This is a genomic window from Microbacterium istanbulense (genome assembly GCF_037204145.1).
In the GTDB taxonomy this organism is placed as follows: domain Bacteria; phylum Actinomycetota; class Actinomycetes; order Actinomycetales; family Microbacteriaceae; genus Microbacterium; species Microbacterium istanbulense.
In genome coordinates, this window is the sequence record NZ_JBBDGN010000001.1 from 541,404 (window position 1) to 554,556 (window position 13,153).

General features: G+C 71.0%; 13 protein-coding genes. 7 read left to right on the forward strand and 6 right to left on the reverse strand.

The features are described 5' to 3' along the window. The first annotated feature begins 78 nt into the window (after positions 1-78). Both WDU93_RS02670 and WDU93_RS02675 read left to right on the forward strand, forming a co-directional pair. On the forward strand, positions 79-1,005 hold the full coding sequence (locus tag WDU93_RS02670; protein ID WP_337317093.1) for a hypothetical protein: 927 nt from the start codon (positions 79-81) through the stop codon (positions 1,003-1,005). Between the two features lie 70 nt (positions 1,006-1,075). Beyond that, the gene (locus WDU93_RS02675) at positions 1,076-1,996 is read left to right on the forward strand and encodes an HAAS signaling domain-containing protein (protein WP_337317095.1); all 921 of its coding nucleotides are present in this window, start codon (positions 1,076-1,078) and stop codon (positions 1,994-1,996) included. Positions 1,997-2,075: 79 nt separating this feature from the next. On the opposite strand, the gene WDU93_RS02680 is transcribed toward WDU93_RS02675, so the two are convergent. From WDU93_RS02680 to WDU93_RS02690, 3 genes are all read right to left on the reverse strand, one after another. After that, on the reverse strand, positions 2,076-4,208 hold the full coding sequence (locus WDU93_RS02680; RefSeq protein ID WP_337317097.1) for a hypothetical protein: 2,133 nt from the start codon (positions 4,206-4,208) through the stop codon (positions 2,076-2,078). A gap of 198 nt (positions 4,209-4,406) precedes the next feature. Further along, positions 4,407-4,706: a hypothetical protein gene (locus WDU93_RS02685; RefSeq protein WP_337317099.1), complete on the reverse strand. Its 300-nt coding sequence runs from the start codon at positions 4,704-4,706 to the stop codon at positions 4,407-4,409. A 98-nt stretch (positions 4,707-4,804) separates the two neighbouring features. Then, complete coding sequence (locus WDU93_RS02690; RefSeq protein ID WP_337317102.1) at positions 4,805-6,295, reverse strand: MATE family efflux transporter; 1,491 nt, start codon at positions 6,293-6,295, stop codon at positions 4,805-4,807. A gap of 174 nt (positions 6,296-6,469) precedes the next feature. On the opposite strand from WDU93_RS02690, the gene WDU93_RS02695 reads away from it, so the two are divergent. The 5 genes from WDU93_RS02695 to WDU93_RS02715 all read left to right on the forward strand — a co-directional run bounded on the left by WDU93_RS02695 (position 6,470) and on the right by WDU93_RS02715 (position 11,267). Continuing rightward, positions 6,470-7,237: an alpha/beta fold hydrolase gene (locus WDU93_RS02695; RefSeq protein ID WP_420064037.1), complete on the forward strand. Its 768-nt coding sequence runs from the start codon at positions 6,470-6,472 to the stop codon at positions 7,235-7,237. Between the two features lie 86 nt (positions 7,238-7,323). Then, positions 7,324-8,238: a J domain-containing protein gene (locus WDU93_RS02700; protein WP_337317108.1), complete on the forward strand. Its 915-nt coding sequence runs from the start codon at positions 7,324-7,326 to the stop codon at positions 8,236-8,238. Positions 8,239-8,388: 150 nt separating this feature from the next. After that, positions 8,389-8,832, forward strand: a complete 444-nt coding sequence (locus tag WDU93_RS02705) for an SRPBCC family protein (protein WP_337317112.1) — start codon at positions 8,389-8,391, stop codon at positions 8,830-8,832. 16 nt (positions 8,833-8,848) lie between these two features. Next, positions 8,849-9,838, forward strand: coding sequence for an alpha/beta hydrolase (locus tag WDU93_RS02710; protein WP_337317115.1), 990 nt, complete (start codon positions 8,849-8,851; stop codon positions 9,836-9,838). Positions 9,839-9,899: 61 nt separating this feature from the next. Then, positions 9,900-11,267, forward strand: coding sequence for a maltokinase N-terminal cap-like domain-containing protein (locus tag WDU93_RS02715; RefSeq protein WP_337317118.1), 1,368 nt, complete (start codon positions 9,900-9,902; stop codon positions 11,265-11,267). 112 nt (positions 11,268-11,379) lie between these two features. On the opposite strand, the gene WDU93_RS02720 is transcribed toward WDU93_RS02715, so the two are convergent. Genes WDU93_RS02720 through WDU93_RS02730 form a run of 3 tightly spaced genes read right to left on the reverse strand, consistent with a single transcriptional unit; the run spans position 11,380 to position 13,012 of the window. After that, positions 11,380-12,363 carry an NAD(P)-dependent alcohol dehydrogenase gene (locus tag WDU93_RS02720; protein ID WP_337317121.1) on the reverse strand — a complete coding sequence of 328 codons (984 nt, stop codon included), beginning with the start codon at positions 12,361-12,363 and terminating at the stop codon, positions 11,380-11,382. Further along, a complete protein-coding gene (locus WDU93_RS02725) occupies positions 12,360-12,578 on the reverse strand; it encodes a helix-turn-helix transcriptional regulator (RefSeq protein WP_337317123.1) in 219 nt (72 codons plus the stop codon). The genes WDU93_RS02720 and WDU93_RS02725 overlap by 4 nt, the downstream gene beginning before the upstream one ends. Further along, positions 12,578-13,012 carry a hypothetical protein gene (locus WDU93_RS02730; protein WP_337317124.1) on the reverse strand — a complete coding sequence of 145 codons (435 nt, stop codon included), beginning with the start codon at positions 13,010-13,012 and terminating at the stop codon, positions 12,578-12,580. The genes WDU93_RS02725 and WDU93_RS02730 overlap by 1 nt, the downstream gene beginning before the upstream one ends. Between the last annotated feature and the right edge of the window lie 141 nt (positions 13,013-13,153).

Consider the following 13,153-nt stretch of genomic DNA (forward strand, 5'->3'; position numbering starts at 1 on the left):
GACCCTCCCCAGAGGCGACCCCGACGGGTTCACGTATGCCAATCTAGGCGAGGGATCTTCACATACCGAGGGGGCACTGTGACGGAGATTCAGGCAAGCAGTCCGCGCGCGCGCCCGTTCGCGACAGCGCTGCGCGAGGGCATCGACGCACGCGGCGTGACACTGGCCTGGTTGCGCGAGCGACTCGCTGAACGGGGCAACCCCGTATCCATGGCCACGCTCAGCTACTGGCGCTCGGGTGCCAGGCGCCCCGAGGGCGCGCAGTCGCTCACCGCCATCCGCGACATCGAAGACCTGCTCAACCTCGACGCGGGGTCGCTGCGCAATCTGCTCGGCGCAAGTCAGCGCACCGGCCCCCTGGGCACCAACACGTTTCCGCTGAACGCGGTGGATCTCGAAGAGCGGGTGCGTCAGACGTTCCTCGCGATGGGAGCGAGCTACCCCGACCCCACCCGCGAGCTCACCGTGCACTCGATCAGCGACATCGGCCCCGATGGCGCCCTGCAGCGCCGCACCACGCGGATGCTCGTGCAGGCCACCTCCGGCACGGTGACCGCCATACCGTTCGTAGAGGTGTCGCCCGGCATCCCCGTTCCCGCGCCGCGCTTCGAGGCGATCGCGGGCGGTCGGGTGTCGGTGCTGCATTCCGACGCGACCAATGAGGTCCACGGAATGATGTTCGAACTCGACCGCCCCATCACGTCGCCGGCGACCGCGATGATCGAATGGACGGTGGAGTACCCGGACGGCGGTGCCGCCGAGACCGATGAGATCGGCCACGCCGTGGCGCTGCAGTCGCGCGAGCTGGTGGTGTGGACGCGGTTCCATCCCGACGCCCTGCCCGACTGGGTCGAAGAGGTCGATGAGACCCCGCACGACGTGAACATCGTGCGCCGCGACCTCCAGGGCGCCCACTCCGTGCACGCTGTCCGGCGCGGTTTCGGCCCTGGCGCCCTGGCGATCCGGTGGGGTTACGGCGAATGGACTCCGCGCCCGGAGAGCTGAGCAGGCCATACTCTCCTCTAGGACGACGTCGTCACTGCCGCGGCGTCGCGGAGCCGCCTGGGGAGGCACCATGAGCACCGCCGACGAGTATCTGCGTCGTGTGCGCCGACATCTCTACGCGATCGCACCCAACCGACGGCGCGAGGTGCTCGCCGACCTGCGGGCGCACTTCGCGGATGCCCGAGAGCTCGGCCTGCCGATGGACGAGGTCGTCGCGAACCTCGGCAGCCCTGATGAGGTCGCCGAACGCGCCCGGCTCGAGTTCGGTGGCGAGAGCGCGCTGGCGGACACCGCCTGGCGCGCGCTGGTGTGGGCGGCGGTCAGCGCGGCGGTGGTCACGGCCGCGGTCATCCTGTTCCTCTCGCCCGGCGATCTGTTCGGGCCGCATGTCGCGCCGTATGCGGCGACGCTCAGCACACCCGTGATCGTCGCCGTACCGGTGCTGCTCGCCGCGGCCGCGCTGCCCTTCCCGTTGCGGATGCGCACGGTCGCCACCGCCGCGGCGGCCGTGGCGCTCACCTTCGCCTGCGTGATCGGCGGCATCGAGGCGGGCGCGTTCTTCGCGCCGAGCTGCCTGCTGCTGTGGGCGGCACTGGTGACCTGGGTGCGCCTGCGGGGCGACGGCTTCGGTCCGTTCTGGCACCTGGGCGCGGCACTGCTGGCGATCGCACCTGCCGTCGCGATCGCCGTCACCTGGCCCGCAGCCCTGGCCGGCACCCTGCGCCGCGCCGCCGCCGAGTCTGCCGCAGGCTTCGACGTGTTCTCGCCCGTGCCGTGGACGTGGGCGAGGCTGGCGGTGGTCACGCTCAGTGCCGCGCTGATCGCGTTCGGCATCCGTTTCGGTGGCTGGATGCTCGGGGTGGTGGGCGGCATCGTGATGGTGTTCGCTCTGGTGGCCGGCGGCCCCCTGACGCTGGGCATGCTGGGCCTCGGTGGTCTGTGGCTGACCATCGGTCTCGCTCACGCCGTCGCGACTCCGCCCCGCGACTGAGCGGCGACGCGGCGCGCGGCACGACACACAGAGACGGGGCGAGCGGATCGTGTCCGCTCGCCCCGTCTGGGTCGGTCGCCTAGGCGGCCGAGGATCGCGCGTGGCTGACGCGGTGTCCGATCCAGAACCCGATCGCGATGAGACCGAGCAGAGCGATGCCGAGCATCCAGGGGAGCATCGACGGGGCCGCCTCCGCGGTGCCGGTGGCCAGCTGGCCGGAGCCGTCGGCGATGCGCGTGTTGCCATCGGCCAGAGCGGATGCCCCGGTCGCCAGGTCTCCGCCGCCGTCGGCCACCTTGTTCGCACCGTCGGCGAGTTCCGCTGCGCCGCCGGACAACTTCTCGATGCCCGCGTTGAGCTCCGTCGCACCGGAGTGCAGCTTCTCGGTGCCGTCGACGAGCTTCGTCGCACCGGCATCGAGCTTGTCGGCGCCCGCGGCGAGCTTCTGATTGCCCGCATTCAGACGGGTCGCGCCGTCGGAGAGCTCGACGATCTTGCCGGCGAACTCAGAGGCACCGGACGAAAGCGTGAACGTGCCGGCCGACAACTGGCTGGCACCGTCGGAGAGGCGCGTGGTGCCGGCCTTGAGTTCGGTAGCGCCCGACGCCAGGCGGGAGGTGCCCGCCTTGAGCTTGGTTGTGCCGGCGGCGAGGTCGGTGGTGCCGGCCTTCAGCTTGCCACTGCCGTCCTTGAGGGCGGCTGCGCCATCGCTGAGCTGAGTCGTGCCGGCCTTGAGCTCGGAGGCACCGGCGGAGAGCTTGCTCGTGCCCGCCTGCAGGCTGCTTGCACCCTGCGCCAGGTTCGCGTTCCCTGCACTGACCTGGCTGGCCCCTGCCGAGAGCTGCTGCAGACCCGACTCGAGCGTGCCCGCGCCGGCGGCGAGGTCGGCCGCACCGGCGCTGACCTTCTTTGCGCCTGCGGCGAGCTGCGGTGCGCCAGCGCTCGGGTCGGCGAGCCCGACGGTTCCGGGCCACCCCTTCGCGGCGTCGCCATTGACCAGAGCATTCGCTCCTCCGGCGAGCTGCTGGGCGCCCTGCGATGCACCGATCAGGCCCTGAGCGAGCTTGGACGCCGCGGCCGTCGGCGCGGCCATCGCGTCGACCTGCTGGTCGACGCCTGCGGCCAGCTGTGCGAGCTGTGCGAGCTGCGCGTTGCCGGGGTCGGCGGCCGACAGCGCAGCGAGCTGGTTGGCCAGCGTCTGGGAGTTGCCGGGGGCGGATGCGGCGAGCTGGGCGAGCTGATCGCCCGCTCCGGCGAGCGTGCGCACGTCACCGGTCACCCCGGCCGAGAGCGATGCGTTGAGGTCGTTCGCCCCGGCGAGCAGCTGCGACGAGATGCCGTGTGCGGCGGTCACGCCGGCACTGATCTTCTCGGCACCGGCAGCGACCTGCTCTGCTCCGGCCTTCAGCTGCGTGGCGCCGGCGTTCAGCGCCGTGGAGCCGGTGTAGGCCTGGCTCGCTCCGGCGTCGACCCGCGCGGCACCGCCGGCGAGGGTGGAGGCACCAGCCGACAGGGTCTGCGCTCCCGTGTTCAGCTCGGCGGCACCCGCATCCAGGCGCGCGGCCCCGTCGGCGGCGGCCGTGCTGCCCGCAGACAGCCGCGCCGCACCGGTCGCGAGCTCGGCAACGCCGGCGTCGAGTCGACCGGCACCCGCGTTCAGGTCGGTCGCACCGGCGTCGAGTTCCTTGGCCCCGGCACGGAGCGTGGTGACGCCCGCATCGAGCTGCGACGCACCCGCGCTCAACTGTGCGGCGCCGGACGACGCCTTCGACGCGCCGGCCGACAGGCGCTGGGCGGCGGCCTCGGCCCGGTTCGCACCCGCATCCACCTTGGCGGCACCGGCCGCCGCGGTGTCGGCACCGGATGCCAGCGTGCTCGCTCCCTCCGAGAGCGTGGTCGCCCCACTGAGGGCCGTCGTGAGTCCGTCACGAAGCTTCATCGAGCCCTCTTCGGCGCTGCCCGCACCGGCCGCGAGCTTGTCACTGCCGGCTGCGACCTTGTCCGCGCCGGCAGCCAGGCTGTCCGCCCCGTCGACGAGCTTCGCCGACCCGTCGGCAGCGGTGGTCGTGCCCGCGGCCAGTTCGGATGCTCCAGCGGCAATCTTGCCTGTCGTGGCGAAGTACACGAACAGCATCGCCGCCAACAAAAGGCTGATCACGATCACGGTGATGCGCATGCCGAGGCCATGCGCGTGAGGTTTTGCGCTCGTCATTGAGAGACTCCAGAGGGTAGAGGCGACCTTGCCTCCGGCGAGTGTAGGGTCGCGCCTCACTCGTCTGACCGAGGTTCCCGTTCGGAACCAAGTTCCATGCGTGTTGAAACTCAGTTTCTTGTATAGGAGTCACAAAAGCACAGTGCGGCATCCTTCACCGCACTCTCCTTCTCTGCGCGTGTTCGGAGCGAACGCCCGTCAGATCGTCGCCGGCGCCGGTCGGCGCAGCACCAGGCGGGCGATGCCACCCAGCACGAGGGCGACCGCCAGCGCGCTGAGCGACACGAACACCGGCATCCACTCGCTCGCAAACGACGCCGACAGGCTGAGCATCGTTCCCACGATCCACACGCCGACGGCACCCCCGCACAGCCCCGCTGAGCCGCGCGCCATCGCGAACGCCGCGATCAGTGCGCACACGAGGGCGATCACCGCCCCCGCGATTCCCACCGGTACGAACACCGATCCGAGCGTGCTCGTGACAGCCAAAGTCGACATGGCAGACCCCCCAGTCATCGCGCGTCCCACAACGCGCTTCCAGATACAAGGTTACGCGGGAAAACTCCCGCCAGCATCCCCCGTTCGGGCGACACGCCTCATCCCTGAGGATGACTCTTTCGCGCCCGACGCAGCCGCGACAGCCGCGGCGGCACGACCTGGATCGGCGCGGTGATGACGCCGTCCACGACCATCGAGCCGTCGGTGGGTCCGATGACCGGAATCTGGGTCGTCTCGGTGACGAAATCGGGGGTCACCGGCATCCGTCCCAGCATCTTGTGCGCGGCGATGTACGACGGGATGAGCACGGCGAGCGCACCGATCCACGCGAGGGGGTTGCTGAGCACCACACCCACGAACCCGAACGCACCGCCCAGCACGACGGCGGCGATCACGCGCGCGACCAGCTCGATGACACCCGTGACCGTCGGGATGAGGGTGCGGCCGAGGCCTTGCAGGGCACCGCGGAACACGAACAGGGCGCCCAGGAAGACATAGGTCGCGCCGTTGATCACCAGCATGAGGTGTGCCATCTCGACCACTTCGTCGGATCCGTCGCCGATGAACATGCGCACGAGCGGCGTCGCGAAGAGGATGAGCAGCGCACACAGCGCGATCGAGGCGATCAGCGACATCCACAGCGCCTGGATCGTGCCCCGGCGGATGCGGTCGGGGCGCCGAGCGCCGATATTCTGCGCGACGTACATCGAGACCGCGAGACCCAACGACTGCAGGAAGGCCACGCCCAGGCTGTCGACGCGGGCGGCGGCGGTGTAGGCGGCCACCTCTGCGGAGCCGAGCGTGTTCAGCGCGACCTGCACGGTGAGCGTGCCGATCGCGATGATGGATGCCTGAAATCCCATCGGCAGGCCGAGGCGCAGGTGCTCGGCGAGATCGGCCCGGCTGACCCGCCAGTCGCCGCGGCGCAGGTGCAGCATGGGCAGCTTGCGCCACAGGTAGAGGTAGCAGAGCACGACCGAGACGAGCTGCGCGACGACCGTCGCGAGGGCGGCGCCGGCCACTCCCCACCCGAGGGGGCCGACCATGAGGATCACCAGGCCGACGTTCAGTGCGCACGAAACGGTGAGGAACACCAGCGGGGTGCGTGAGTCACCGATCGCGCGGATGATCGCCGAGAGGTAGTTGAAGAACATCATGGCGCCCGCGCCGATGAAGCTGACCTGCGCGAAGACGGTGGCGTCGGCGAGCAGCTCGGGCGGCGTCTGCAGCAGCACAAGGGCGGGGCCGGCGAGGAACGGGGCCCCGACGGTGAGGATCACGCTCGTGATCGCGGTGAGCACGGTGCCCGCGGCGACGGACCGGCGCACGCCGTCGGCATCCCGCGCGCCGAATGCCTGGGCGGTGGGGATCGCGAAGCCCGAGGTGAGACCCCAGGCGAACCCCAGCAGCAGGAACAGCAGGGCACCGGTCGCACCGACTGCGGCGAGGGCGTTCACGCCCAACTGGCGGCCGACGACGATCGCATCGGCGAACTGGTACAGCTGCTGCACGATGTTGCCCAGCAGCAGGGGGACGCAGAAGAAGAGGATGACGCGCCAGGGGCGTCCGGTGGTCAGGGTGGTTGCCATGGGGATTCCGGAAGAGAGGGGATGGATGCCGGATGCCGGCGGCCCGCTCGGCATAGTTGTCAATTGTATCGAATCGATTCGAGTGCATGCGAGGGGCGGGTGCGGATTCGGCCCGTCGGGTGCATTCCGGAGCATGATGGACGGGTGGCCGTTCCTCTCGCTGACATCACCCGCATGCCTGACCCGCAGTACGTCATCGTCGGCGACGGCGTGAGTCTGGCGACGTACTCCTGGGGCGACCACGATGCCCCGACCGTCGTGATCGTGCACGGCTTCGCTTCGAACACGCGCGACAACTGGGTGCTCACCGGTTGGATAAGAATGCTCGAGCGCGCCGGGTATCGGGTGCTCGGCATCGACCAGCGCGGGCACGGACTGAGCGACAAGCCGCACGACGCCGATGGCTACACGGTGCGCACGCTGGCATCCGACATCGAGCAGGTTCTCGACACCTTCCTCCTCGATGAGGCGCTGTACGTGGGCTACTCGCTGGGCGCCCGGGTGGGGTGGCAGGTGGCGCGCGACCTCGGCGACCGCATCCCGCGCGCCGTGCTCGGCGGAGTGCCGGATGGCACGCCGCTCGCCCGCCTCGACATCGATCAGGTGCGGCAGTACATCGCAGACGGCACGCCCGTGACGGACCCCGCGACGCAGAGCTACATCCGACTCACCGAACGCGTGCCGGGCAACGACCTGAACGCCCTGCTGGCGCTGGCGCTCGGCATGCGGGCATCCCACTCGATCGACCCCGAACCGTCGACCGCGCCGCTGCAGCCGATCCTGTTCGCCACCGGCGCGGAGGATGCCGTGATCGAGGGGTCGCGCACCCTGGCATCCGCCGCCCCGCAGGGCACGTTCTTCGAGATCCCCGGCCGGCACCACTTCAACGCGCCGGGATCGCGGGCCTTCCGCGAGGCCGCGCTGGCGTTCTTGGCGGGGTGAGCGTGCGGTGAGCGCGAATGCACCGGGGATCGCGTATTCACCGACATTTCTGCTCACCGCGTGCCCGCTGGCTACCCTGAGGGGTGATGTTCGACAGCCCGCTCGCCGCCTCGCCCTATGAGGTGCTGGGCGTCGACCCGGCCGTGGGCGACGACGACCTGCGCCGCGCCTACCGGGTGCGGCTGCGACAGACGCACCCGGACACCGGCGGGGATGCCGCGGTCTTCATCCGCGTGCAGCACGCGTGGGAGCTGATCGGCACAGCCGAGGCCAGGGCACGGTACGACCGGGGGCGTGATGAGGATGCCCGCCGCCGCTGGGCAGGCCCGGCGTCTCGCGCGGCATCCAGCGGCACCCGGCCCCGCTCGCGCGTGCACGGACAGGCGGGCGCCTGGCGCCGACGGCGCTACCTCCAGCTCGCGGCCGACTGGGCGGGGCACGAGCTGTCGGAGCACCAGGCCTACGACCCGACGTTCGTGCGCACGGCGCCGTGGGAGGTGCGCCGCATGCTCGCCGACGCCCTGGCCGAAGAGGCCACCGGTGAGATGGTCGCCGAGCTCGGCATCGGCTTCACGGTGTGGCACGACGTGGCGGTGGGAACGGATGCCGCGCACAAGCTCGACCATGTGGTGCTCAGCCCCTCGGGTCTGTACGCCGTGATGTCGGAGGATGTCGGCGACACGGTGCGGTTCCGCCAGGGCGAGGCGATCGGGCAGGCCCTCGGCGGCAGCACCCCGATCGCCGACCTGCTGGGGCGAGCACGTGCAGTCGCCAGGACGGCGAAGGTGCGCTTCGGCGGGGCCATCCTCGTGCTGCCCGATGACGATCTCGATCAGGTGGTCGTGCCGCTCGGCGAGCGCCGCGGCATCCCGACCGTGGCTGTGCGGCGCTCGGCGCTGCGCGGCATCCTGCGCTCGGGAGTGCCAGGGGCGCGCACGATCGGCGGCAATGAGCTGTTCGATGTGCGCACGCGGCTGCAGCAGACGGTGCGCCTCGTCTGAGCTGGGCGGGGGCGGGGCCGAGACGCCGCTCCTGCGCCGAAACGCCTGTGCTGCACGGGCGTCTCGGCGCAAAACAGGCGTCTCGAGGGGAGGCCCCCGGTAGGGTCATCTCGTCAGCACAGGCCGTGCTGCACCTGAAGGAGTACACGGATGACCGACGTCCCCGCACACATCACGATCGAACGCGACATCGCAGCCTCGCCCGCTGCGGTCTTCGAGGCCTGGACGGATGCCGGCTCTTTCGCACGCTGGTTCGGCACCGAGGCCGTGCAGATCCCGGCCGAGTCGCTCGACTTCGTCGCCGAGCCCGGACGCACGTGGACCGCCCAGATGGTGCTGCCCGACGGCAACACCATCGACTGGACGGGCGAGTTCCGCGAGGTCGAGGCGCCGAGTCGTCTCGTCTTCACCCTGACCGACCAGCCGGCCGACGACGCGCGCGCCGCCGTGACGGTCGACCTCTCCCCCACGGACGAGGGCACTCACCTGCGGATGTCGCAGGAGACCCCCGGCTTCACTCTCGAGCAGCAGGAGGGACTCGTGGCCGGCTGGCAGGGCTTCCTCGACGTGCTCGCGGAGATCGCCGCCGGTTGAGACACGGGAGCAGCGGATGCGACGTGGTGCGCTCGCGGTCAGCCTGACCGCACTGGGACTGGGGCTCAGCGCCGGCTTCGCGCTGCGCGTGCGCCGGCTGCTCGAGGCTCCGCGCGACCTGCGCCACGTCGGGCTGCTGCTGCCCGTGAACGTCTACAACGGGCACATGCTCAAGCTCGGGCGCGTGTTCGTGCCGCGCGGCGACGCCATGCTCGATGACCCGATGGTGCGGCACGTCGAGATCCCCGGCGGCCTCGACGGATACGTGAACGACCCGCCGTGGCGCACCAAGCCCGGCGGCGCGGTGCTCTGGCTCCACGGCGGGGGGCTCATCGCCGGCAAGCCGGAGCTCGAGCAGGTCACCGCGCACACCATCGCGACCGAGCTCGGTGTCTTCGTGCTCAATGCGCGGTACCGGCTGGCTCCGGAGCATCCGTTCCCCGCGGCATCCGACGATGTCTTCGCGGCACTGAAGTGGATGCACGACAACGCCGACGAACTCGGCATCGACCCCGCACGGATCGCCGTGGCCGGCGAGAGCGCCGGGGCGGGACTCGCGGCAGCGCTCGCGCAGCGGGCGCTCGATGAGGGCCTGCCGGTGGCGTTCCAAGCGCTCGTGTACCCGATGCTCGACGACCGCACCGCCCTCGCGCTCGACCACGAGGGGCGGGGTTCGGTGATCTGGACACCGCCGTCGAACCGGTTCGCGTGGACGGCCTATCTCGGGCATCCGCCGCGGCTCGACGCTCCGCCGCCGTACGCCGCCGCCGGACGCCGCGAAGACCTCACCGGTCTGCCCCCGGCGTGGATCGGCGTGGGCGACCGCGACCTCTTCTACGCCGAGGACGTCGCCTACGCCGGCCGGCTCGCCGACGCGGGGGTTCCCGTCGAGGTGCTCGTCGAACCGGGCATGTACCACGGGGCTGATGAACTGGCCTCACACGTGCCGCGCATGCGGGCATTCCGCGAGGCCATGCGCGATGCCCTGCGCCGCGCGATCGGGTGAGCAGACGCGCCCGGGTTCCGAGAGTCGACACCGCGGCATCCTGCCCTCTACTGTCACTGTCATGGACAGCACAGTGGCGTGCCTCACCACCTGGATGCCGCGGCAGCGGTGGTACGGCGCGAAGGCGCGCGATCCCCAGTTGCGGGTGGTCGCGGCGTGGGATCTTCCCGACCCGTTCGCGGCCCGGGGAACGCCCCGCGCCGTCGTGACGACCCTGCTCGTCGCCGATGACGGCGCCGACCCGGTGGTGCTCTATCAGGTGCCGGTCGTGGCGCGGCCGACCGCCAGCGTCGACCCCGATTCGCCGCACATCATCGGTAGCCCTGATCCCGGCACGACGCTCATCGATGGCGCCTTCGACCCCGCCTACACCGAGGCGCTGCTGCGCCTGGTCACCCGAGGAGGCACCGGCGAGGGCGAGCGGGCGACAGCCCACGGGCATCCGACCTCCGCAGTCTCGGACGAGGCCCCCTACGTCGGCGGCGTGCTCAGCGGCGAGCAGTCGAACACCTCGATCGTGTTCCGCGCCGGCGAGGCGTGGATGCCGATCATCGTGAAGGTGTTCCGGCAGTTGCACGCGGGCGTCAACCCCGACATCGAACTGCAGACCGGACTCGCGACCGCCCGCTCGCCGTTCGTGCCGGGCGCGATCGGCTCGGTGTCGGGTGAGTGGCCGCATCCCGCGACCGGATTCAAGGTGGAGGGTTCGCTCGCCTTCGCGCAGGAGTTCCTGCCCGGAGTGGAGGATGCCCGGCGCGTAGCGCTCGCCGCCGCCGAGGCCGGGGAGGACTTCACCATCCCCGCCCGCGACCTGGGCATCGCGACCGCGGCCGTGCACACCGCCCTCGCCGAGGAGTTCGGCACGGTGCCCGCCTCAGAAGCCGAACGCGAGCTGGTGGCCGCGAGCTGGCAACGCCGCCTCGACATCGCCACGATCGAGGTGCCGGCGATCGCCGACGTGCGCGCCGAGATCGAGGCGGCCTACGACCGCGCCCTCGCCGAGGAGTGGCCCGCCCTGCAGCGCGTGCACGGCGACTACCACCTGGGCCAGGTGATCCTCGTACCAGGGCGCGGATGGGTGCTGCTCGACTTCGAGGGCGAACCCATGCGTCCCATGGTCGAACGCCGGCTGCCCGACCTCGCCGCCCGCGACGTCGCCGGCCTGCTGCGGTCGTTCGACTACATCGCCGGATCGCTGGAACTGGAGGGCTCGTCGGCGCCGGGAGTGCGGGCGTGGGCGGATGCCGCGCGCGCGGCGTTCTTGGCGGGCTACGCTTCGGCATCCGCCGTCGACCTCGACGCCCATCGCGCGCTGCTCGCGGCGTTCGAGCTGGACAAGGCCGTCTACGAGGCGATCTACGAGGCCCGCAATCGTCCGGCGTGGATCAGCATCCCGCTGGATGCGGTGCGGAGGCTTGCGGGGCGGTAGGAGTGTGGGGCGGGGTGCGGCCTGGCGCCGAGACGCCGGTTCTGCGGCGAGACGCCTGTTCTGAGCAGGCGCGTCGGGGCGGATGCGGCGCGTCGAACGGGGCCGCGCCCCCTCAGTCGCCGTCGGCGCGCGCGGCCCGGACGAGCACCTTACCCACCACGCCACCGCCGTCGATGCGGGTCAGCGCCGCTCCGGCATCGTCCAGCGGGTAGATGCGGTCAATCACGGGCACGAGATCGCCGGATGCCGCAAGCGCGAGCAACTGCCCGGTGATCTCCGGCTTCGCTGTGGCGGTGAGAGGGCGGATGCGGCGGCGCGAGCCGATCGAGCGGAGGGCGGAAGCCAGCATCCGCCCCACCGGGCCGACCCTGTTCTCGCCGACCGAGATGCCCACCACCGTTCCCCCCTCGCGAACGAGACGCTGCAGGGCGGCGAGCGGCGCCCGACCACCGAGGTCGAGCACCGCGTCGAAGGAGTTCGGGGGCAGTCCATCGAGGCCCGCCGCCCGATCGGCGACGCTCGCCGCGCCGAGGCCGGAGACCGCCTCGATCGCCCGCGCACTGCACAGCGCATGCACCTCCGCCCCGCGCTGCACGGCGAGCCGCACCGCGTAAGTGCCCACCCCACCCCCGGCTCCGAGTACAAGAACGCGTGAGCCGGCCGTGACGCCTGCGGCATCCAACGCCTGCCACGCCGTCCCGCCGGCCATCGGCAGCGCCGCCGCGGTGAGGTCATCGACCTCGTCGGGCACGGGCACGAGCCGGTCGGTGCTGGCGATGACGTACTCGGCCAGACCCCCGGCGGTCGACAGCTCGCCGACCACCCGGTCGCCGACCGCGAACAGCTCGACACCCTCGCCCTCCTCGATGATCGTGCCTGCGACATCGCGCCCCGGCACGGGGGTCTTGGGCCGCCGCAGCCCGAAAGCCAGCCGCACGAGCAGGGGTTCGCCGCGCATGATGCGCACATCGGCGGAGTTCAGCCCGACGGCACCCATCTGGATGAGCACCTCGCCCGCCCCCGGATGCGGCACGGTGCGGTCGATGAGGTGCACCACGTCGGCGGTGCCATAGCGATCCTGCAACCAGGTGATCATGATTCCTCCGGATAGTCGAACGCGTCGTCGATGCGGACGCCGTAGACGCGACACAGCTGGAAGGCGAGCTCGAGCGTCGGCGAGTACTTGCCCTGCTCGATCGCGATAAGGGTCTGCCGGGTGACGCCCACGCGGCGGGCGACCTCGGCCTGGGTGAGTCCCGCCTGCTCGCGAATCGCGCGCAGCGAGTTGGTCACGCGGGTGGGCCGCACCATCACGGCATCCCGGTGCGGTAGACGATGACGCGGGCAGTGCAGTCGACGAGCGCCGAGAGTGCGGCGCCGACGTACAGCGTCTGGGCGATCCAGAACCACTCGGCGGTCAGCGCGCAGAGCACGAGGGCGCCCAGGATGCCGAGGACGAGGAATCCCTGCCCGACCCGGCTGCCCATGCGCGAGATGTCGCGGTCGCGCACGTCTTCGACCGGGCGGTCGTCGTCGTGCCGCATCCGCACCAGAGTGCCCCAGACGATGCCGGCGAGGACGGATGCCACGATGCCGCCGACGATCGTCCACAGCATCGGCTGCGCCCAATCGATATCGGCGACCGGCGTGCTCGCGAGCTGCGGCACAACGAGCAGCAGGTAGACGGTGATCGAGGCGATCGCGACGACCAGCCCGATCCAGGAGTTGCGTTCGCCGTACCCCATGGTGTCCTCCGTGTCTAATATTCTTTACACGGAGCGTACGACTCGTTCGGCGGCGGTGTCAAGAATTATTTACATGAGCGGATGCCGACGCGGCTTCGGCTGTCGGATGGCGGGGATGATCCTGGCGCGCGGCGGCGTGTC